At 64.7% G+C, this 20,865-nt stretch carries 19 protein-coding genes; 15 read left to right on the top strand and 4 right to left on the bottom strand.

Annotated features, from left to right (window positions below; genetic code table 11):
* The coding region (locus tag AC16HO_RS00440; protein ID WP_484335250.1) for a hypothetical protein at positions 1-271 on the bottom strand (271 nt) is incomplete at its 3' end.
* Between the two features lie 262 nt (positions 272-533).
* On the opposite strand from AC16HO_RS00440, the gene AC16HO_RS00445 reads away from it, so the two are divergent.
* Positions 534-1,280 carry a DUF1223 domain-containing protein gene (locus AC16HO_RS00445; protein WP_395644270.1) on the top strand — a complete coding sequence of 249 codons (747 nt, stop codon included), beginning with the start codon at positions 534-536 and terminating at the stop codon, positions 1,278-1,280.
* Positions 1,280-1,816, top strand: a complete 537-nt coding sequence (locus AC16HO_RS00450; protein WP_395644269.1) for a hypothetical protein — start codon at positions 1,280-1,282, stop codon at positions 1,814-1,816. The genes AC16HO_RS00445 and AC16HO_RS00450 overlap by 1 nt, the downstream gene beginning before the upstream one ends.
* A 59-nt stretch (positions 1,817-1,875) precedes the next feature.
* On the opposite strand, the gene AC16HO_RS00455 is transcribed toward AC16HO_RS00450, so the two are convergent.
* The 3 genes from AC16HO_RS00455 to AC16HO_RS00465 form a co-directional block, all read right to left on the bottom strand.
* Positions 1,876-4,380, bottom strand: a complete 2,505-nt coding sequence (locus tag AC16HO_RS00455; protein WP_395644268.1) for a TonB-dependent receptor — start codon at positions 4,378-4,380, stop codon at positions 1,876-1,878.
* A 66-nt stretch (positions 4,381-4,446) separates the two neighbouring features.
* Entirely contained in the window at positions 4,447-6,174 is a 1,728-nt protein-coding gene (locus AC16HO_RS00460) for a tetratricopeptide repeat-containing sulfotransferase family protein (RefSeq protein WP_395644267.1), read from the bottom strand.
* Between the two features lie 174 nt (positions 6,175-6,348).
* Positions 6,349-8,757, bottom strand: a complete 2,409-nt coding sequence (locus AC16HO_RS00465) for a TonB-dependent receptor plug domain-containing protein (RefSeq protein ID WP_484335251.1) — start codon at positions 8,755-8,757, stop codon at positions 6,349-6,351.
* A 228-nt stretch (positions 8,758-8,985) separates the two neighbouring features.
* Here AC16HO_RS00465 and AC16HO_RS00470 point away from each other — a divergent pair, with 228 nt between their 5' ends.
* From AC16HO_RS00470 to tolB, 13 genes are all read left to right on the top strand, one after another.
* Positions 8,986-9,333, top strand: a complete 348-nt coding sequence (locus AC16HO_RS00470; RefSeq protein WP_395644266.1) for an FmdB family zinc ribbon protein — start codon at positions 8,986-8,988, stop codon at positions 9,331-9,333.
* 111 nt (positions 9,334-9,444) lie between these two features.
* Complete coding sequence (locus tag AC16HO_RS00475; RefSeq protein ID WP_395644265.1) at positions 9,445-10,005, top strand: DUF3011 domain-containing protein; 561 nt, start codon at positions 9,445-9,447, stop codon at positions 10,003-10,005.
* Between the two features lie 196 nt (positions 10,006-10,201).
* Positions 10,202-11,974 (top strand): aspartate--tRNA ligase, encoded by a 1,773-nt coding sequence (gene aspS, locus AC16HO_RS00480; RefSeq protein WP_395644264.1) that lies wholly within the window; start codon positions 10,202-10,204, stop codon positions 11,972-11,974.
* Between the two features lie 34 nt (positions 11,975-12,008).
* Positions 12,009-12,656 carry an esterase/lipase family protein gene (locus AC16HO_RS00485; RefSeq protein ID WP_395644263.1) on the top strand — a complete coding sequence of 216 codons (648 nt, stop codon included), beginning with the start codon at positions 12,009-12,011 and terminating at the stop codon, positions 12,654-12,656.
* A gap of 10 nt (positions 12,657-12,666) precedes the next feature.
* Positions 12,667-13,320: a crossover junction endodeoxyribonuclease RuvC gene (ruvC, locus tag AC16HO_RS00490; protein WP_395644262.1), complete on the top strand. Its 654-nt coding sequence runs from the start codon at positions 12,667-12,669 to the stop codon at positions 13,318-13,320.
* Positions 13,317-13,904: a Holliday junction branch migration protein RuvA gene (ruvA, locus tag AC16HO_RS00495; RefSeq protein WP_395644261.1), complete on the top strand. Its 588-nt coding sequence runs from the start codon at positions 13,317-13,319 to the stop codon at positions 13,902-13,904. Before ruvC ends, ruvA begins: the two co-directional genes overlap by 4 nt.
* A gap of 35 nt (positions 13,905-13,939) precedes the next feature.
* Positions 13,940-15,838, top strand: coding sequence for a potassium transporter Kup (locus AC16HO_RS00500; protein WP_395644260.1), 1,899 nt, complete (start codon positions 13,940-13,942; stop codon positions 15,836-15,838).
* A 103-nt stretch (positions 15,839-15,941) separates the two neighbouring features.
* Entirely contained in the window at positions 15,942-16,997 is a 1,056-nt protein-coding gene (gene ruvB / locus AC16HO_RS00505) for a Holliday junction branch migration DNA helicase RuvB (protein ID WP_395644259.1), read from the top strand.
* The gene (ybgC, locus tag AC16HO_RS00510; protein ID WP_395644258.1) at positions 16,994-17,410 is read left to right on the top strand and encodes a tol-pal system-associated acyl-CoA thioesterase; all 417 of its coding nucleotides are present in this window, start codon (positions 16,994-16,996) and stop codon (positions 17,408-17,410) included. Before ruvB ends, ybgC begins: the two co-directional genes overlap by 4 nt.
* A 16-nt stretch (positions 17,411-17,426) precedes the next feature.
* Positions 17,427-18,119: a protein TolQ gene (gene tolQ / locus AC16HO_RS00515; protein ID WP_395644257.1), complete on the top strand. Its 693-nt coding sequence runs from the start codon at positions 17,427-17,429 to the stop codon at positions 18,117-18,119.
* 33 nt (positions 18,120-18,152) lie between these two features.
* Positions 18,153-18,578: a protein TolR gene (gene tolR, locus AC16HO_RS00520; protein ID WP_395644256.1), complete on the top strand. Its 426-nt coding sequence runs from the start codon at positions 18,153-18,155 to the stop codon at positions 18,576-18,578.
* Between the two features lie 25 nt (positions 18,579-18,603).
* Entirely contained in the window at positions 18,604-19,530 is a 927-nt protein-coding gene (gene tolA / locus AC16HO_RS00525) for a cell envelope integrity protein TolA (protein ID WP_395644255.1), read from the top strand.
* Positions 19,531-19,533: 3 nt separating this feature from the next.
* On the top strand, positions 19,534-20,847 hold the full coding sequence (gene tolB / locus AC16HO_RS00530; protein WP_395644254.1) for a Tol-Pal system beta propeller repeat protein TolB: 1,314 nt from the start codon (positions 19,534-19,536) through the stop codon (positions 20,845-20,847).
* Positions 20,848-20,865: the final 18 nt, after the last annotated feature.

Raw genomic sequence — 20,865 nt, forward strand, 5'->3', positions numbered from 1 at the left:
GCTGGATCAGGTCGCCGAGCGTGACCTTGCCGGACTTTTCGATCGCGGCGTGGTCGATGGTGAGCACCGGGTTGGCGGTTTCCATGTCGACGCGGCGGATGTTCGAACCGGTCACCACGATGGTTTCCAGATTCTGCGACTTGGCGTTGTCAGCGGGCGCCGCGTTCTGCGCCGCGGCCGGAACAGCGGCGAGGCAGGCGAGCGAAGTTCCGGCCAGCGGCCACGCGCGCAGGGCATGGCGTATCGCTGTGCTGAGCACATGTTGGGGCATTTTGATCTCCTCGAGAAAGCTGATGGTCGGCCGGGGCCGGCCGGTGGGCGCAAGCGTTACAAATTCGTTGCCAGGAAATGTGGCCAAGAGCGGTCGATAGTTTTGCCGGGATTGCGCGCTGGAGTGATATCGTGAGCTTGGCGCTGGCGCCGCAGCTTTTGCCCAAGGACAACGGTGCGGTAGGGCAATTCCTGCAACCCTTTGCGCCGCGTATTTGGCGAGGATCGGCAGGCGTCGAGCAGACGAAAGCGAACGAGGGCCCATGTCCGCAAGCAAGCGAGAAAAATTCATCCTGTGTCTGGCGGCGATCGCGCCTGCGGCGGCTAATGCGGGCATCTGCGAGATGCAGAGTGCGAGCGAGCGCACGCATCTGGTCGAGCTGTACACCAGCGAAGGCTGCAACTCGTGCCCACCCGCGGAAAAGTGGATGAGTTCGATCCGCGACAAACAAGGCCTGGTCGGTCTCGAATTCCACGTCGACTACTGGGATTCGCCGGCCTGGCACGATCCCTACGCGAGGCCGGCCTGGGCGCGACGCCAGCAGGCGAAGGCGCAGCGCGCGAGAGCGCAGGTGTACACGCCGCAGATCTGGCTTGATGGCAAGTTGTGGAAAAACTGGCCGAAGGGCGATCCGCCCGGCGCGACGCAGGCAGTGTCCGCGCAGGTGCCGTTCACGCTGCGTGTCGCCGCCGAAACCGGCGACGGCATCGAGGTGCGCCTGCAGGCGAGCGCAGCGGAAAATCCCGAGCACAAGCGTTTCTATGTCGCCCTGACCGAGAATCGGTTGGCGCAGGAGATCAGCGGTGGCGAAAACAAGGGGCGCCACCTCGAGCACGATCAGGTCGTACGCGATCTCCAAGGGCCGCTGCGCTTGCCGCAGGCGCAGGCGGAGTTGAAAGTCCCCGCTGCCATGGCGTGGGCGAACGCCGCCGTTGTCGCCTTCGTGCAGGACGAGGACGACGGCGAAACAGAACAGGTCCTGCGCCTGCCGTTGACGGAGTGCAAATGATGAACACCACGACCTTGCGTGATATCTCGCTCGGCGTCGATCGATCCGGCCAGCGCCCGGGCGGCGCGTGGCGCATGGTGCTCGCCGCAGGCGCCGCCGCTGCGACGCTCGACATGGTGTATGCCTGCACGGTCCTGTATTTTCGGCACGGCATGAATTCGCAGCGCGTGATGCAGTCGATCGCGAGTGGCTTCTATGGCCAGGCCGCATACTCGGGCGGCTGGGCGACGGCCGCGGTCGGCTTCGTCGCGCACTATTTCATCCTGATCGTCGCCGCATGGTGGTTCTTCCTCGCCAGCAAATATCTGCGTGTGTTGCGCGAGCGCGCCGTGGCCTGCGGCATCGCCTACGGTGCCGCGATCTACGGCACGATGAATTTCATCATCCTGCCGCTGTCGAACGCACCGTTCGGGAGCAAGAGCTTCGATCTCGCGATCACCCTGCCGCGCCTCATCGAATTCGGCATGCACCTGGTGTTCGGTGTGATCATCGCGCTGGTCGTGCGCCGCTACTGGCGCCGGGCGGACATCCACTGATCTGCGGCCTCTCCCCGGCCCCTCTCCCGCGGGGGGAGAGGAGCCAAGGCGGTTTGCGGTCAATCGAAGTTGCGCGTTACCCGCAAACCGATCGTGCGTGGCTGGATCGGCGTGATGTAGTACTGGCCGAAGATGCCGTAGTTGCTGTCGCCGCGCGGTTGCACGCAGTGCGAGATGTCGCACTCGGTGTAGCGGTTGATTTCGCCGCGGCTGTCGAACACATTCTTCAGGTAGACGTCGAACATCCACGCATCCTTCTTCAGACCGGTGGACAGGTCGATCGAGGCGTAGCCGGGCATGTCGCCAATCAAGTTGTTTTGCGCGACGCGCAGGTCGGTGCGGCGCCGTCCCTCGAAGAAGCCCGCGGCCTGGAAATAACCTTCGCCGCCGAACGCGTCGAAGACGTAGCGTGCGCTGAGGTTCCCCTTCTGTTTCGCCGCGGTCGGCAGACGCGTGCCCGTTGGCGCCAGCGGCGTACTCGGTACCAGATCGGGGCGCGATGGATCGGTGCAGTCCGCACTCGAAATCGGATCGCCGTTGGGTTTGGTTTGTCCGCAGTAATTCGAGGTCAGCACCGAGTTGAGGTAGGTGAATCCCGCCGACAAAGTCAGGTTGTACGTCGCCGCCCAGGTCAGGTTGGTTTCCAAGCCGCGGATGCGCGCCTGGTTGGCGTTCTTGATTTCGGTGAGTCCGTTCGCGCCGAGAATGGCGAACTGGAAGTCCTTCCAGTTTTCCTGGAATACCGCGCCGTTCCAGCGCAAGCGGTGGTCGAGCCATTCGGTCTTCCAGCCGAACTCGTAGTTGGTCAGAAAGTCGGCCTGGTACGGCGCCAAGCCGGGGCGCCGGTTGATGCCGCCGGGGCGGAAGCCTTCCGACCACGTCGCATAGATCATCTTGTCCTTGTCGAACTTGTAGGTGAGGTTCGCCTTGCCGACATGATCATTCTGCTTGGTCGTCTGGTCGACGTCCGTGCACGGCGCGCCATCGAATTTGTAGTCGCTGAAGCAGATGCCTTCGCCCTGCGACGAGTTGTAGCCGGTGCTCCAGCCGAAGAAGCCGCGCAAGCTGTTCTCGGTGTGGAAGAAGCGTGCGCCGAGCGTCGCGGTGAGCTGGTCGGTGATGTCGTAACTCGCCTCGCCGAACACGGCGTAGTCTTCGTCGACGCGATGCTGCTTGGTCAGCCAGAAGGTGCCCGGCCAGCCGGTGACCGATGTGGCGGTGGCGAGGCCGGTGATCTGGTAGTTCTGGAAAATCCGGTGCGACTGACGCTCGCCGAAGAAACCGCCGACGAAACGAAGCCGCTCGTCCTTCGGCGAGGCGATGCGCAATTCGTGGCTCGATTTGGAATAGATATCCTCGTTGTGGATATGCTGGCCCGGGTTGATGTAGTTGCCGTTGTTGTCGGTGAGGTATTTGCCGTAGCCGGCCAGCGTGTCGTACCAGAACGAGTAGTCGGCGTAGTCCTGGTCGGCCCAGTCGCTGCGGTTGAGGTGCGAATAGGCGTAGACGAGATCGAAGTTGCCGATCTTGCCCTGCACGGTCAGCGCGCTCTGCACCCAGCGGTCTTCCTGCCATTCCGGATAGCCGTGGCTGACCTTGAGATCGCCGATCTTGGGGTCGAACGAGTAGACGCCGCCGTTGTGCTGGCTCTGCCCCATGACCGTCGGCGTGATCGACCAGTCGTCGTTGAGATCGAGCTTGAGCGCTGCGCGTGCACCCTTGAGCCAGGATTCGTTGTAGGCGTCGTGCACCCGGCTCTTGTTGTCGGCGGTGATGCCCGAGGTCGGGTAGGTGCGCGAGCCGAGCACGTTGTCGATGTAGCCCGCGTCATGCTCATTCCAGCCGACCACGCGCAGCGCGAGATTTTCGCGCAGCGGCACGTTGACGAAGCCTTCGACCGTGTAGCCCATCGTGCCGTGCGAGATCGAGTTGATCTCGGTGCTGACGCTGGCCGCGAACGCGCTTGGATCGGGTTTGTTGGTGATGATGCGGATCGTGCCCGATTGCGAGCTCGCGCCGTACAGCGTGCCCTGCGGACCGGCCAGCGCCTCGACGCGCTGGATGTCGTAGATATGCAGGTCGAGCGCGCCCTGGATCGTCGTGATTGGCTGTTCGTCGAGATAGATGCCGACGCTGGGCATGGACGCGGAGTGATTCGCCACACCGTTGTTGCCGACGCTGCCGCTGGTGACGCCGCGCATGAAAACCTGCGAAAAGCCGGGCGAGGCGCTCTGGATCGACACGCTCGGCAGCATCTTCACGTAGTCGGTCAGCCCGTTGACGTTCATCTCGCTGAGCTTGTCGGTCGAGAGCACGTCGATCGACAGCGGCACGGCCTGCGCGTTCTCGGTGCGTTTCTGCGCGGTCACGGTCACTTCGCCGAGCGAGGCAGTGGTCTTCTCTGCGGTCTGCTGCGCGCTTGACTGCTGCGGCACCTGATCGGCGTCTTCGACGGCGTGCGCGCCGGAGAAGCAGGCGATATGGATCGCCGCCGCCAGCGGCAGGCGAATGAACTTCGAACGGCCTCGAAGGCGCGGCCGGACTGCGGGACAGATGGTTGCCACGGTGGATTCTCCCAATGAAATACAACGTTGCGATCGATGCGGTGCGTCCCCACGCAGCCGCGCCCGTTACCCACTCCTGGTTTGTGTTGGTTCGTACCTTGTCAATGTTTCGCCGAGCGCCTCCTTCAACGGGCCAAGCCACGGCTCGTAGTGTTGCCAATGATCGACGCCGGCCTGGTAGATCGGCTGGCGCACCTGTTCGGAACTGGCCGTGCGCACCGGGCGCTCGTTCTCGAAGAAGCGCAGGCAGCCTTCCTCGAACGGCAGTCCGCAATGATCGAGCAACGCGCGGACTACCTGCTCGGTGTTGGTGACCATGTTCTCGTAGATCACGCGATGGACGCGACCCGGCAGCACCGTGTCGAAATGGCGCATCAGTTCGACGTAGTCACGGTAGTAGCGGCCGATGTCGGCGAGGTCGTAGGTGAAATTCTGCCCGCGCGCGAAATGCTGGCGGAAGCACGACCAGCCGCAGGCGAGCGGATGCCGGCGCGCATCGATGATCTTCGCGTTCGGCAGCATGGCCTGGATCAGGCCGACATGGGCAAAGTTGTTCGGCATCTTGTCGATGAAGAACGGACGGCCGAGCTTGCGGTGCTTGGCCGAGCGCGCGAGGTACTCCTCGCCAAGCGCGCGCAGATCGGCGCCATCCATGCGCGCGAGCGCATCGTGGTATGCGCCGGGTTCGCGGCTCGCGGAAGCACGGCGCAGCGTGCGCGTGATCGAGGTCAGCTCGGGCAGTTCCATCGTGCCCTCGACTTGCGAGTGGCTCGACAGGATCTGCTCGATCAGGGTCGAGCCGGCGCGCGGCAGGCCGACGATGAAGATCGGTTCGGGCGAGGGCGAACCGCGTCCCGCGCGCGCAGCGAAAAATTCCCGCGTGTACAACTGTTTCGCGCGCGCGATCCGCGCCGAGGTGTCGTCTGCGTGGTACGGCGCAAGCTTGAGGCGCAGCGCGTTGCCTTCCGCATAGTGCGCGAACGAGGTGGCGTAATCGGCGCGATCCTCGAGCGCCTTGCCGAGGGCGAAATCGAGATGCAGGCGGTGCTCGTCGCCGATTTTTTCGTCTGCGAGCGTGGCATGCATGGCCGCGATCTCGTTGTCGGAGAAGCGGAACGTCTTGAGATTGGCCAGGCTCCAGTATGCCTCGCCGAAGCCGGGGTCCAGCCGGATGCATTCGCGGTAGGCGGCGATCGCGCGCTCGGTGTGGCCTTCGGTTTTCAGCGCATGGCCGTAGCTCAGCCACGCCGGCACCTGCCCCGGATGTTCGCGCAGCAAGTTGGTGTAGATGTCGATCGCGGTCGCGTACTCGCCGACGCGGCAGAGCACGGCAGCCTTGAGATTGCGGTATTGCGGATTCGCTGCATCGTCGCGCAGCAGGGTTGCAAGCTGGGCGATCGCCTCGACCGGCTTGTTCGCGCGATGCAGGACGATGGCGTAGTTGTGCCGGGCCTCGCGGAAGCCGGGTGCGAGTTCGAGGCAGCGCACCAGCAAATTCTCGGCATCCTCGATGCGATCGACGCGCACGGCCAGCTCGGCGAGCATGCGGATCGCGACCACGTCCGTGGGTGCATCGCGCAGTTGCGCGCGCAGGCGCGCCTCGGCTTCGGGGATGCGATTGGCGGCGAGCGCCGCCGCGGCCTGCATCAGCGCCGGATCGTGAACGCTGTGGCGGACGTGATGAAGATAAGCGTCGGCGGCGGCATCGCCCTGACCGGCGGCGAGCAGGCGGTCGCCGAGCGCGCGCCAGACCTGTGGCTGGGTCGGCGTGCGTGCCGCTGCTGTGCGCAGCATGGCGAGATCGGATGCGCTGTCTGTCCCGCTTTCGAGCATGCAAGGTCTCGTCGGCCATGGGTTGCTCCACTACGCCTGGAGCAGGGGTGGCGGGCATCGCCACCTCAATTCCCAATATTGCAACAAGTCCGCAACGACCGCCACCGCTTCACGTCGTCGGCGAACCGCTGCGCACTACCAGTGGAATGTCGCTTTGCCGTAGACGAAGGCACCATTGAAACCGGCCGGCGAGGCCGTGCTGTAGACGTACTGGCCGTTGGTCGAGTTCGCGTACAGCACTTCATCCGGATAGCTGTTGGTCACGTTGTCCGCGCCCAGGGTGAAATCCAGGCGCTCGCCGAGGTGGTACGTCGCCGAGATGTCCAGCGTCCATTGCGGGTTGAAGGTCTGGTCGCTCGCCGAGTTCGTCTGCCACGAGCAGAACGAGCCGTAACGCGTCGCGGTGGCGCCGAAGCTCCAGTTGCTGACCGTGTAGTTGCCGCCGAGCGCGAACTTGTCCTTCGGCGAACCGCAGGTGATGCGGCCCTGTTCGCCGTGGCCGATGCGCAGCAGGTTGAGCCCGCCCTGGCTCAGTGCCGGGGGATTCGGCGCGATCGCGGTGATCGTGGTCTTGTTGTGGTTGTAGCTGCCGGTCAGTTCGAGTTCGCCGGGCCCCAGTTCGAGCTTGTAGCTGCCGACCAGATCGATGCCGCGCGTGCGCGTGTCGACCGCGTTGGTGAAGTAGCGACCACCGGTAACGCCCGGGTAGCCGCGCGCGGCGAGGAAGTTGGTCACCGCCGTACCGATCAGGTTTTCCGACAGAATGATGCGGTCGTTGACCTTGATCTGGTAGGCGTCGAGCGTGAGCGACAAGCCGTCGAGCGGCTGGGCGACGAAACCCAGGCTGTAGTTGAGCGATTTCTCGGGCTTCAACGGCTCGGCGCCGAGCGCGATCGCGACCGGATTGTTGACCGCGAACGTGCGTACGTCGAACGGTGTGTTGACGCCGTTGACCGTGATGAAGTTGGTCGAGGTCGACTGGAAGAACTGCTGCGCGAGCGAAGGTGCGCGGAAGCCGTTCGATGCGGTCGCGCGCAGTGCGAACGTGTCGGTGAAGGCATAGCGGCCGGAGAGTTTGCCCGAGGTCGTGCTGCCGAAATCCGAATAGTGCTCGTAGCGTGCTGCGGCGCCGTAGGAAAACTTGTCGGTGAAGCTGCCTTCGGCATCGGCGTAGAGCGAATAGTTGTTGCGGTTGTAGTGGCCGGCATCCTCCGGCTTGTAGCCGGGAAACACCTGTGCGCCGGGCGGCTGCCCGACCAGCGGGCCGGCGATGTACGAGTTCGGCTCGCCCGGTCCCTGGTTGAATTTGTCGTCACGGTATTCGGCGCCGAACGCGAGCGTGACCGGGCTGTGCCAGCCGAAATCGAAATCGCGGCTGACATCGGCGTTGAACACGTTCTGCGTGGTCTCGAGCGCACCGGCGTAGAAATCGTGCTGCGAGGTGACGCCGATGCTGCGGTTGAGGCTGTGCAGCACGTCGAAGGAAAGGTGATTGGTGCCGTAGTCGTAGGACAGGTCCCAGTTCCAGCCGTTTTCGGTGCGGCCCTTGACGCCGGCGACGAGCGAGCGGTCCTTGGAATAATTGTCGATCAGCGGCAGGAAGCCGTTCGGATAGATCGCGGGAATGTTGCGGCTGTTCTTGGCCGTGCGGTAGTAGCCGTTCGACAGCGCATCGCGATTGCTCGCCATGCCGAACGAATAGAACTCGATGCCATCGGTGAATCGGTAGTTGCCGTTGTAGGTGAATGCGGATTGATCGATCTGCGGGTCGCCGACGCGATTGACGACCTGGCCTGGCATCGCATCCGCGGCAAAGGTCGGCTGGCCGGGACCGGTGATGTAGGGCCTGGCGCGGTTGGTCTGGTCCTGCGAGAGCGCCTGTGCGGCGAAATGGATCGAACCTTTGTCGCCGAGCGCGAAGCCCATGTCGCCGAGCAATTGGCCCTGGAAGCCATCGCCGGCGCTGTATTGGCCGACCTGGCCGGAGAAATTGCCGTGCTTGGCGCCGCTCTTGAGCACGATGTTGATCACGCCGGCGATGGCGTCGGAACCGTATTGCGCCGCCGCGCCGTCGCGCAGCACCTCGACCCGCTCGACCGCGGACACCGGAATCGCGTTGATGTCGACCGGCTCCGAGCCGCGGCCCTGGCTGCCGTTCAGGTTGATCAGCGCGCCGACATGGCGGCGCTTGCCGTTGACCAGAACAAGCACCTGGTCGGGGGCGAGGCCGCGCAGCTGCGCCGGGCGCACCGCGTCGGTACCGTCGGTGATTGCCGGGCGCGGAAAGTTCATCGACGGCACCAGACGCGACAGTGCGGTCGCCAGCTCGGTCGTGCCGGTCGACTGCAATTCTTCCGGCGTGATGATGTCGATCGGCGCGAGCGACTCGGCGACCGTGCGGTCCTGCACCTTGGTGCCGGTAACGATGACGGCCTCCATTGCCTGGGTTTTCTTTTCGCCTTCCGGCGCCTGCTGCGCGGTGGCGTTGATAACGATACCACTCAAAAACAGGGCACAAGCAGCGTAGAGCGGGCGTCGTTTCACGGGGCAGTCCTCGCGCGGGAAGGGGGTAATTCACTGTAACTATTTGTTATAATTTGGTTAAAGATAACGATGGTGCGGCTGGCTGTCAAATGAGCTGCAGCACATGCAGTACCCGGCGATGGGCTCAAGGCTTGATAATGTCCGTTCGCACCCCGAATAACCGCGACTGCTTCGCGAGACGTTTGTCGTCGGGGAGCGTTCCTTCGCGACGACCCAGCGGAAAACCTGATGCCCATCTACGAATTCGAATGCGCCGCCTGCGGCAACCGTTTCGACCGTCTGCAGAAACTCAGCGACCCCGATCCGAGCGTGTGCCCGAACTGCGGCGCGGAACGCGTTTCGCGCCGGCTCACCGCACCCGCATTCCGCCTCTCCGGCAGCGGCTGGTACGAAACCGACTTCAAGAAGGACGGCGACAGAAAGCGCAACCTTGCCGACAAGGGCGAGACGGCGAAATCCGGCGCGGAATCGGCGTCCAAGTCCGAGACGGCCAAACCAGCCGCGTCGGCAGCCGCCGAGTCGGCCAAGCCGGTGCCGAAACCGAAAGGCGATTCCGCCGCGGCGAGCAAGGACTGAGTACTCGCCGGCCCTCGATCGAGCCGCCATTCGGCGCGATGCGCTCGCCGTATTTGCCCGGTTTTGGGTCTCCGTTACACTAGGAGCGACTCAATCGGAGGGAGTGCGAGCATGTTGGTCAGGATTCTTGCGATGGTTCTGGTTCTCGCGGCTGGCGCGATGTCCAGCGGCACGGCGCGGGCACAGTATTACGGCGACGACCGCGGTTACGGCGGCGGCATGATCGAGTGCAAGAGCAGCGGTTACAACTACCAGCGTTGTCCGGTGCCGTGGCGCGATGCGCGCATCGCGCGCCAGCTGTCCGACACCCAATGCCGCCGCGGCCAGAACTGGGGCTTCGACCGGCGCGGATTCGTCTGGGTGGACCGCGGCTGCGCCGCGCGCTTCGTCGATGTCGACGGCAGCGGTGGTGGTGGCTATCCGGGCGGTCCGACCGCGCCGCCTTGGCAGCCGGGTCCGGGCTGGAACCAGCGTTTCTCGATCCGCTGCGAAAGCAACGACGGCCAGAACCGTTTCTGCCAAGTCGATGTCGGTGGCGGCGGGCGCGTCTATCTGGAACGCCAGGAATCGCATACGCCCTGCATCGACGGCCAGACTTGGGGCTGGAACCGCGCCGGGGTGTGGGTTGCGCAAGGCTGCCGCGGCGTGTTCACGATTGATCGCCGCTGGTAGCGGTATTTCTGTCGTCATCCGTGACGACAGGATCAAAAAGCGGCCATCCTTGGTCGCACTTCCCAACGAAGCACCCGCCGCTGGTGGGTGTTTCGTTTGCAGTGCAACAAAAACCCTCGTAGCATGCCGGGCTCGTTTCGCGTGGGTTGATCCGCGGAACCTGAAATTGGGATTTCTGGCGGAGTAGGTTTTGGGCATGCGCACGCACTACTGCGGTCTCGTCGACGAGGCCCTTGTCGGTTCCGAAGTCACGCTGTGCGGCTGGGCGGACACGCGCCGCGATCACGGCGGGGTGATCTTCATCGATCTGCGCGATCACGAAGGCGTGGTCCAGGTCGTCGTCGAGCCCGAGAACGGCGATGCGTTCGCCGCGAGCGAGCATGTGCGCTACGAATTCTGCCTGCGCATCACCGGCAAGGTGCGTGCGCGCCCCGCGGCGCAGATCAACGAGCGTCTGCACACCGGCAGGATCGAAGTCGTCGCCGACAAGGTCGAGGTGCTCAATGCCGCGGCACCGTTGCCGTTCATGCTCGACGATACGCCGGGCGAGGACGCGCGCCTGCGTTACCGCTACCTCGACATCCGCCGCCCGGACATGCAGCGCAAGCTGCGCATGCGCACACGGCTCGTCGCCGCGTTGCGTCGCCATCTCGATGCGCGCGGATTCCAGGACATCGAAACACCGATCCTGACCAAGGCGACGCCCGAAGGCGCGCGCGACTACCTCGTGCCCTCGCGCGTGCACCCGACCGAGTTCTTCGCCCTGCCGCAGTCGCCGCAGTTGTTCAAGCAGTTGCTGATGATGGCCGGCATGGATCGCTACTACCAGATCGCACGCTGCTTCCGCGACGAGGACCTGCGCGCCGACCGCCAGCCCGAATTCACCCAGCTCGACATGGAGTTCGCCTTCGTCGAGGAGCGCGACGTGCAGGACACGGTCGAAGCGATGATTCGCGAGGTGTTCCGCGAAGTCGTCGGCGTCGAGCTGGCGGATCCGTTCCCGCGCATGACCTACGCCGAGGCGATGCGCCTGTACGGCTCGGACAAGCCCGATCTGCGCATTGCGCTGCAACTCGTCGACGTCGCCGAACACGTCAAACACGTCGATTTCAAGGTGTTCTCCGGGCCGGCGAACGATGCCGGCGGCCGCGTCGTCGCGCTGCGCCTGCCGAACGGCGCCGTGCAGCCGCGCAAGTACCTCGACGACCTCGGCCAGTACGTTACGCGCTACGGCGCGAAGGGCCTCGCCTGGATCCGCATCGACGATATCGCCAAGGGGCGTGACGGCCTGACCTCGCCGATCACCAAGTTCCTCGACGACAAGGCGCTTGAACGCATCTTCAAGGCGGTAGGCGCGCACAACGGCGACGTGATCTTCTTCGGTGCGGGTCCGTACAAGACGGTCAGCGACTACATGGGCGCGTTGCGTCTCAAGGTCGGCAAGGACAACGGCCTGGTCGGGAACGCGTGGAAGCCGCTGTGGGTCACCGACTTCCCGATGTTCGAATACGACGCCGAGGCCAGGCGCTACGTCGCCCTGCATCATCCGTTCACCGCGCCGAACATCGACGATATCGATGATCTGAAGGCAAATGCCGCAACCGCGTTGTCGCGCGGTTACGACATGGTGCTCAACGGCAACGAGATCGGCGGCGGCTCGATCCGCATCCATCGTCCGGAGATGCAGTCGACCGTGTTCGAGCTGCTCGGCATCGGCGCCGAAGAAGCGGAAGCGAAGTTCGGCTTCCTGCTCGAGGCGCTCAAGTACGGCGCACCGCCGCACGGCGGCATCGCCTTCGGCATTGACCGCATTGCCGCGCTGATGGCCGGCACCGAATCGATCCGCGACGTGATCGCGTTCCCGAAGACCGCGAGCGCGCAGGATCTGCTCACCGGCGCGCCGTCCAACGTCGCCGAGGCGCAGTTGCAGGAGTTGCACGTGCGCACGGTCAAGCCCGCGAAGGCCTGATAACGGAAACCGGAAGCAACGGGGCAGGGGTCGTATGGACGAACACGTCATCCTCGTGCACGGGTTGTGGATGCGCGCTTTCACTTTGGCCGCGCTGCATCGCCGGATCGAGCGGGAAGGCTACAAAGTACACTTTTTCGACTATGCCAGCGTGCTCAGCGAACACGACACGAGCATCGACAAACTGGTCGAGTTCGTGCGCGCGATCGAGGCGGCGGAAGCGCCGCCGCAGCGGGTCCATTTCGTCTGCCACAGCCTCGGCGGCCTGATGGCGTTGCGCGCGCTGCGCAGGCTGCCCGACCTCGTCGCGGGCTGCGTGGTTTGCATCGGTTCGCCGCTGCGCGGCAGCGCGATCGCGCGCAGTGTCGCGCAGCTGCCGGGCGGCTCGTTCTTCATCGGCAAGAACCTCGATTTGCTTACTGAAGGCCTCGAGCGCTGGAACGGCAAGCGCCCGGTCGGCGCGATCGCCGGACGCCTGCCGTTCGGCCTCGGCCTCGTCTTCGGCGCGCTGCCGATGCCGCACGACGGCACGGTCAGCGTCGAGGAGACGCAGCTTCCGGGCCTGACCGATCACGTCGTCTTGCCGGCCACGCATACCGGCCTGCTGTTTTCCGACGAAGCGGCGGCGCAGACGGTCGCGTTTTTGCGCAACAAACGCTTTCATCACGCCGCGGCGGCGTAAAATGACGGCCATGGGCAACGCAAAGACGGGACTCGGGACTCGGGATTCGGGATTCGCGGAAGCCAGAGCTTCGGCCTTTCCCGATTCCCAACCCCCAATCCGCAATCAGGGCACCGTCCGCATCCTCGGCATCGATCCAGGCTCGCAGCGCACCGGTGTGGGCATCGTCGACGTCGATGCGGCCGGGCGCACGACGCACGTGTTCCACGCCGCGGTGAATTTGCTGGCCAACGACGATTTTCCGCTGCGCCTCAAGCAGATCTTCGAGGAACTGCGAGATCTCGTCCTCGCGCACCGGCCCGACGAAGTCGCGATCGAGCGCGTGTTCATGGCGCGCAATCCCGATTCGGCGCTCAAGCTAGGCCAGGCACGCGGCGCCGCGATCTGCGCCGTGGTCGCGCAGGGTCTGCCGGTCGCGGAGTATTCGGCCAAGGAAGTCAAACAGTCGGTTGTCGGCGGCGGCGGCGCGGAGAAGCGCCAGGTACAACACATGGTCGGCATGCTCCTGAACATCGAACGCAAGCTGCAGGCCGACGCGGCCGATGCGCTCGCGGTCGCGCTCACGCATGCGCATGCGCGCGCGAGCGCGCAGCGCATGCGCGCGGGCGCCGCGTTGGCGACTCGCGCGCGCGGCAGCACCTCGTCGTGGCGGAGCTTCCGATGATCGGCCGCCTGCGCGGAATCCTCGCTTCCAAGCAGCCGCCGTGGCTGGTCATCGACGTCGGCGGCGTCGGCTACGAAGTCGAGGCGCCGATGTCGACCGTGTTCGACCTGCCGGAGACCGGGCGCGAGGTCGCGCTCTACGTGCACTACGCGGCGAAGGAAGACACGGTCTCGCTGTACGGTTTCCTGCGCGAGACCGAACGCGTGCTGTTCCGCACGATCCAGAAGGTGTCGGGCATCGGCGCGAAGACCGCGCTCGCCGTGTTGTCCGGCGTGTCCACCGACGAGTTCGCGCGCCTCGTGCAGGCCGGCGACATCGCCGCGCTGACGCGCATCCCGGGTATCGGCAAGAAGACCGCCGAGCGCATCGTCGTAGAGCTGCGCGATCGCGTCGACGGCATGGGCCTGACCTCGTCGGCTGCCGCGGCGAACACGCCGAAGGACCCGCAATCCGAAGCGGCGAGCGCGTTGCAGCAGCTCGGCTACAAGCCGGTCGAGGCGGCGCGTCTGGTCAAGGAAACCTATGCCAGCGGCGACGGTGCCGAAGCGATCATCCGCAAGGCACTCAAGGCGGCGCTGCGCTGAAGGCGCGCACGCGCTTCGTGAAAAAGGGGATTGGCATGCTGTCCAACGCACAAACACTCACCGGTTCCGCGCGCAACAAGGCGCTGGCCGCGCTCGCACTCGGTGCGCTCGGCGTCGTCTACGGCGACATCGGCACCTCGCCACTGTATGCGGTGCAGGTGACCTTCGGCGAACAGGGCATACCGGTCAGTCCCGAAAACGTGCTCGGCGTGCTATCGCTGATCTTCTGGTCACTGGTTCTCGTCGTTTCGCTCAAGTACGTGGTCTTCATCATGCGTGCCGACAACAAGGGTGAGGGCGGCATCATGGCGCTGATGGCGCTGGCCCAGCGCGGCACGCGCGACAACGTCAGGCTCAGGCGCGTGATCGTCGTGCTCGGCCTGTTCGGCGCCTCGCTGTTCTACGGTGACGGCGTGATCACGCCGGCGGTATCGATCCTGTCGGCGGTGGAAGGCGTCAAGGTCGCCGCGCCAGCGCTCGACAGCTTCATCGTGCCGATCACGCTGGTCATCGTGATCGCGCTGTTCGCGGTGCAGAAACGCGGAACGGCGACGGTGGGCGCGATGTTCGGGCCGATCATGATGCTCTGGTTCGCCGCACTCGCCGCTCTCGGCGCGTGGCAGATCGTGCAGCAGCCGCAGGTACTGTACGCGCTGAATCCCTGGCATGCGGTCGTTTTCTTTCGCGACAACGGCGCGCACGCGTTCCTCGCGCTTGGCGGTGTCGTGCTCTGCCTGACCGGCGCCGAGGCGCTGTATGCCGACATGGGCCACTTCGGCAAGGAACCCATTCGCATCGCCTGGTTCGGTTACGTCTCGCCTGCACTCGTGCTCAATTATTTCGGCCAGGGCGCGTTGCTCATGCATCAGCCCGATGCGGTGTCGAATCCGTTCTTCCTCATGGCGCCGCAGTCACTGCTGTATCCGATGATCGCGCTGGCGACCGTGGCGGCAATCATCGCCTCGCAGGCGGTGATCACCGGCGCGTTCTCGATGACGCGCGAAGCGATCCAGCTCGGTTTCGCGCCGCGCATGGCGGTCAAGCACACATCGAAGGAAACCCAGGGCCAGATCTTCCTGCCCTGGGTCAACAGCATCCTCATGGTCCTGATCCTCGGCGCGGTGCTCGGCTTCCGCTCGTCGGCCAACCTCGCCGCGGCCTATGGCATCGCGGTGACCGGCACGATGGCCGTCTCGACCTGTCTCGCTTGCGTCGTTGCGCGCCGCATCTGGGGCTGGAACCGCGTGCTCGTCGCCGTCCTCGGCCTGTTGTTCCTCACCGTGGACATCGCATACTTCAGCGCCAACGCGATCAAGATCGAGCACGGTGGCTGGTTCCCGCTCGTGCTCGGCCTGTGCTCGTTCCTGATCATGAGCACCTGGCGCAAGGGGCGCGAACTGGTCCTGCGCGAGTTGCGCCAGGGCGGCATCGCGCTCGAACCATTCGTCGAGAGCGTCGTCGCGCATCCGCCGCTGCGTGTGCCCGGCACGGCCGTGTTCCTCACCGCGAACATCAGCGCCGTGCCGAACGCGATGCTGCACAACCTCAAGCACAATAAGGTGCTGCACGAGCGCAACATCCTGATGACGGTGGAGACGCTCGATGTGCCGACCGCCGAATACGGCGAACGCACCGAGATCACCGCGCTCGGCCACGAGTTCTACCGCGTCGTGCTGCGCTATGGTTTTGCCGAGGATCCGGACATCCCGGTGTCGATGCAGAACTGCGAGGCCAAGGGCCTCGGATTCGACATGATGGACACGACTTTCTTCCTCAGTCGCGAGAACGTGGTCGCCTCCGCGGGCGCGCGCGGCATGCCGGTCTGGCGCGACAAGCTGTTCGCATTCCTCACCCGCAACGCGAGTCCGGCGACGGCGTTCTTCCGCATTCCCGGCAACCGCATGATCGAACTGGGCACGCAGGTGGAAATCTGAAGAGCGTGAGCGGCAGAACAGTGGGCGGTAAGCGGAAAAACCCGATCGTCGCCCGGGCCCGAAGCTCTTCGCGCCCATCGCTCTCCGCTGCCATAATGCCGGCATGAACGACTCCCGCCTGATCTCGTCGTCCGCCACGCGTGACGACGAACTGCTCGAAGCCTCGATCCGTCCGCAGAAGTTGTCCGAGTATCTCGGCCAGCAGGCGGTGCGCGAGCAGCTCGGCATCTACATCGAGGCGGCGAAGCGGCGCGGCGAGGCGCTCGATCACGTGCTGATCTTCGGCCCGCCCGGCCTCGGCAAGACCACGCTGTCGCATGTGATCGCGAACGAGCTCGGCGTCAATCTGCGCACGACTTCGGGGCCGGTGATCGAGCGCGCGGGCGATCTCGCCGCGCTGCTCACCAACCTGCAGCCGCGCGACGTGCTGTTCGTCGACGAGATCCATCGCCTGTCGCCCGTGGTCGAGGAAATCCTCTACCCGGCGATGGAAGACAACCAGATCGACATCATGATCGGCGAAGGCCCGGCCGCGCGCTCGATCAAGCTCGATCTGCCGCCGTTCACCCTGATCGGCGCGACCACGCGCGCGGGCATGCTGACCAATCCGCTGCGCGACCGCTTCGGTATCGTCCAGCGCCTCGAGTTCTACACGCCGGACGAGCTCGCCGCGATCGTGCGCCGCTCGGCGAGGATTCTCGGCATCGCCTGCGCCGACGATGGTGCCGCCGAGATTGCGAACCGCTCGCGCGGCACTCCGCGTATCGCCAACCGCCTGCTGCGCCGCGTGCGCGACTTCGCCGAGGTGAAGGCGGGCGGGCGCATCACGCGCGAAGTCGCGATCGCTGCCATGGAAATGCTCAAGGTCGACGGCGCCGGTTTCGACGCGCTCGATCGAAGACTGCTCGGCACGATCATCGATCATTTCGACGGCGGTCCGGTCGGGGTCGAGTCGCTCGCCGCGGCGCTCAGCGAGGAGCGCGGCACGATCGAGGACGTGCTCGAACCCTTCCTGATCCAGCAGGGCTACCTGATGCGCACCGCGCGCGGGCGCATGGTCACGCGCAAGGCGTATCTGCACCTGGGACTGAAGGCGCCCAAGCGCTCGCCGCGGCCGGAAGACCTGTTCGACGGCAGCGAGGCCGAATCCGGCGCATGAGTGCGAATGACGCAGCGGCAACGCCCGTTTTCTCCTGGCCCGTGCGTATCTACTGGGAAGACACCGACGCCGGCGGTGTCGTCTACTACGCCAACTACCTGCGCTTCCTTGAGCGCGCGCGCACGGAATGGCTGCGCCGCCTCGGCATCGACCAGTCGCGTGTGCGCGACGAGCTCGGCGTGGTCTTCGTCGTGCGCGAGGTGGCCATCGAGTACAACGCGCCGGCAAGGCTCGACGACGAGTTGGAAGCGACCATCGACGCGGTCGAGCGCCGTTCAGCTTCGATGACTTTTGCGCAACGTATACTTCGGCGCAGCGATGGCGCCGTGCTGGTGACGGCGCGGGTGCGTGCCGCCTGCGTCGCCGTCGACGGTTTCAAGCCGCAACGCATCCCCGAATCCCTGTTTTCCTGAAACGAAAAATATCGACATGCCCGCCGTTCCCAGTGGTCTGAACATCATCGACCTCGTGCTCAATGCGAGCATCTTCGTCAAGCTCGTCATGCTGCTGCTTTTGATCTTTTCCTTCATGTCCTGGGTGATCATCTTCCGCAAGCGCGCGATGCTCAACCGGGCAATGAGCGGCGCCGACGATTTCGAGGAACGCTTCTGGTCCGGCGCCGACCTCGCCGGCCTGTTCCGCGAAGTCACATCCAATGGCGCGACCACCGGCATCGAAAGCATCTTCGAAGCCGGCTTCCGCGAATTCGCGCGCTTGCGCCAGCGCGGCCGGCTCGACGCACGCACGGTGATCGAAGGCGCGCAGCGCGGCATGCGCGTGGCCGAGTCGCGCGAACTCGATCGCCTCGAACAGAACGTCGAATTCCTCGCCAACGTCGGCTCGATCAGTCCTTACGTCGGCCTGCTCGGCACCGTCGCCGGCATCATGGTCGCCTTCGTCGGCCTCGCCAACATGAAAGAGGCGACGATCGCCACGGTCGCGCCGGGCATCGCCGAAGCGCTGATCGCGACCGCGATGGGCCTGATCGCGGCGATCCCGGCGGTGTGGGCCTACAACCGCTTCCAGACCAAGATCGAACGCCTGTCGACGCGCTTCGATACCTTCGTCGAGGAGTTCTCCTCGATCCTGCAACGCCAGGTCCACGCCGACGACGGCGCCTGACCCCGGGCCGCGGCGAACCCCGTTCAAACCATCATGCGCACGCGCAAGAAACGCAAACTGAAAGCCGAGATCAACGTCGTTCCGTACATCGACGTGATGCTCGTGTTGCTGATCATCTTCATGGTGACTGCGCCGCTGCTCAATCTCGGCGTCGATATCAAGCTGCCGCAGTCGACCGCCAAGGCCGTGTCGGTGCCGAAGGAGCCGATCCTGATCGGCGTCGACAAGGACGGCAGGTTCTATCTGACCAAGAGCGGTGCACCGCGCGAGCAGATGTCTGCCGACGATATCGTCAAGCAAGTTTCCGCGATCGTGCGCCAGAACCCGGATGTCCCCGTGCTGTTCGGCGCCGACGCGCGCGTGCCGTACGGGCAGGCCTACCAGATTCTTCCGGGCCTGCAGGCGGCCGGCGTGACCCGTGTCGGGCTGATGAGCCAGCCGCTGCAGGATTCCAAGTAGCGGCAGCCGGCACCGCGACCCAACCATGGAAAGCCAAAGCGACAAGGTGCGCGCCTGCCTGTATGCACTGCTCGTGCATCTGGGTGTGTTCGCTTTGCTGTTCATCGGCCTGTTCTGGGCGACGCCGCAGGCGATGCCGTTGCTGCAGGGGCCGGTGATCGAGGCCACGCTTGTCGGCAAGGTTGGTGCGCCTGTGCCTACGCCGCCGAGCAAGACGCCGCCTGCACCGCCGAAGGAAGAGACCGCCCCGCCGCCTGCGCCGAAGCCCGCGCCGCCACCTCCGCCGCAGCCGGAGAAAACACCGCCACCGACCGTGCAGAAGAACGACAATCGCGATCAGGAAAAGATCGCCGAGATGGCACAGATCAAGGCCGAGCAGGCGAAGAAAGCCGAAGAGGAAAAGGTCAGGCAGAAGCAGATCGAGTTGCAGCAGGAAAAAGAACGCAAGGAAGCCGAAGCGAAGGAAAAGCAGGAGCAGATCCAGAAGCAGCTCGAGGAAATCCGCAAGGAGCGCGCAGCGAACGAAAAGAAGCTCAAGCTAGCGAAGGAAAAGATGCGGCAGCTCGACGATCTGCAAAAGCAGCAGTCGTCGGCCAAGCCCGTGAAAGCTCCGCCCGTGGATGTGCCCGAGGCCGCCGAGGCGCGTACGGGTGCGAACGGCACCGACTCGAGCCTGCTTGCGGAATACAGTTCAGCAATCGTCAAGGTCGTGACTGATAATTGGAATCGCCCGGACACGACGCCGAGCGGCGTGCGCTGCACGATCACGATCACGCAGATTCCCGGCGGAACGGTGATCAACACGAGCATTGTTTCGCCGTGCAATGCCGACATGGTGACGCAGAATTCCATCAAGCAGGCCGTGACCAAGGCGCAGCCGTTGCCATACAAGGGTTACGAGAGCGTCTTCCAGCGCAACATCACTTTCACCTTCAAATACGACGGAAGCTAAACCATGCATCAGCGATTACTTACCTGGCTCACCGCGGTCGCGCTGGCGATTTGTGCGGCGCCGCTGTTCGCGCAGGGTTTGACCCTCGAAATCGCCAACGGCAATGCCTCGGCGTTACCTATCGCGGTCATTCCGTTCCAGTGGCAAGGTGGCGGCGCGCCGCCGGATACGAATGTCTCCGATGTCGTCACCAACGATCTCAACCGCTGCGGCCAGTTCCGCGCGCTGCCGAAGACGGATATCGTCGAGTCGCCCGCGCGCGGCAGCGAGATCAAGTTTCCGACCTGGCGCCTGCTCAAGCAGGACTACATTCTCGTCGGCCGTGTCATCGATGCCGGTGCAGGTGAGGTCAAGGTCGAGTTCGAGCTGTACACGGTCGGCGATCAGAAGAATCTGCTCAGCTCCGTCATTGCGGGCCAGCGCAGCGACATGCGCGGCATCGCCCATCGCGTGGCCGATGCAGTGTACGAAAAGATCACCGGCGTGCGCGGCGCGTTCGACACGCGCATTGCCTACGTCACCGCCAAAGGCATCGGCAACAACGCCACCTATGCACTGATGGTCGCCGATTCCGACGGCTACGGCCCGCAGCAGGTGGTCACCTCGCGCCAGCCGCTATTGTCGCCGGCGTGGTCGCCGGACGGGCGCAAGCTCGCCTATGAGTCGTTCGAGCGCGGCGCATCGGCGATTTACATCCAGGACATCGGCACCGGTGCACGCGAAGTCGTGTCCGCGCGCAAGGGCATCAATGGCGCGCCGGCGTTCTCGCCCGACGGCCGCAAGCTCGCGCTGAGCCTGTCGAACGGCGTCAATCCGGACATCTACGTCATGGATCTCGCCAGCCACGCGCTGACCCAGATCACGCGCAACTACGCGATCGACACCGAACCGGTCTGGTCGCCCGATGGCAGCACGATCTATTTCACCTCCGACCGCGGCGGCAAACCGCAGATCTACCAGGTCGCCGCCGGCGGCGGCGGCGAGTCGCGCGTGACCTTCGTCGGCGACCAGAACGCCAAGGCCACCGTGAGCTGGGACGGCAAGAAGATCGCCATGTCGCAGGGCAATAAAAACATGTATCATATTGCCGTTTTGGATCGCGCTACGGGCAGCAACACGCCCATTTCGACGGGAAATTTCGACGAATCGCCGAGTTTCGCGCCGAACGCGAGCATGCTTATGTACGCCGCGACCGAGGGATCGCGCGACGTGCTCTACGCTGTGTCGGCGGACGGTCGCGTCCGCCAACGGCTGGTTCTGGCCGACGGGGATGTACGCACGCCGGCATGGGGACCTTACCGTCAGCGTGGACAATAAGAAACCCTCGACCTGGAT

Source organism: Rudaea sp. (assembly GCF_057139185.1).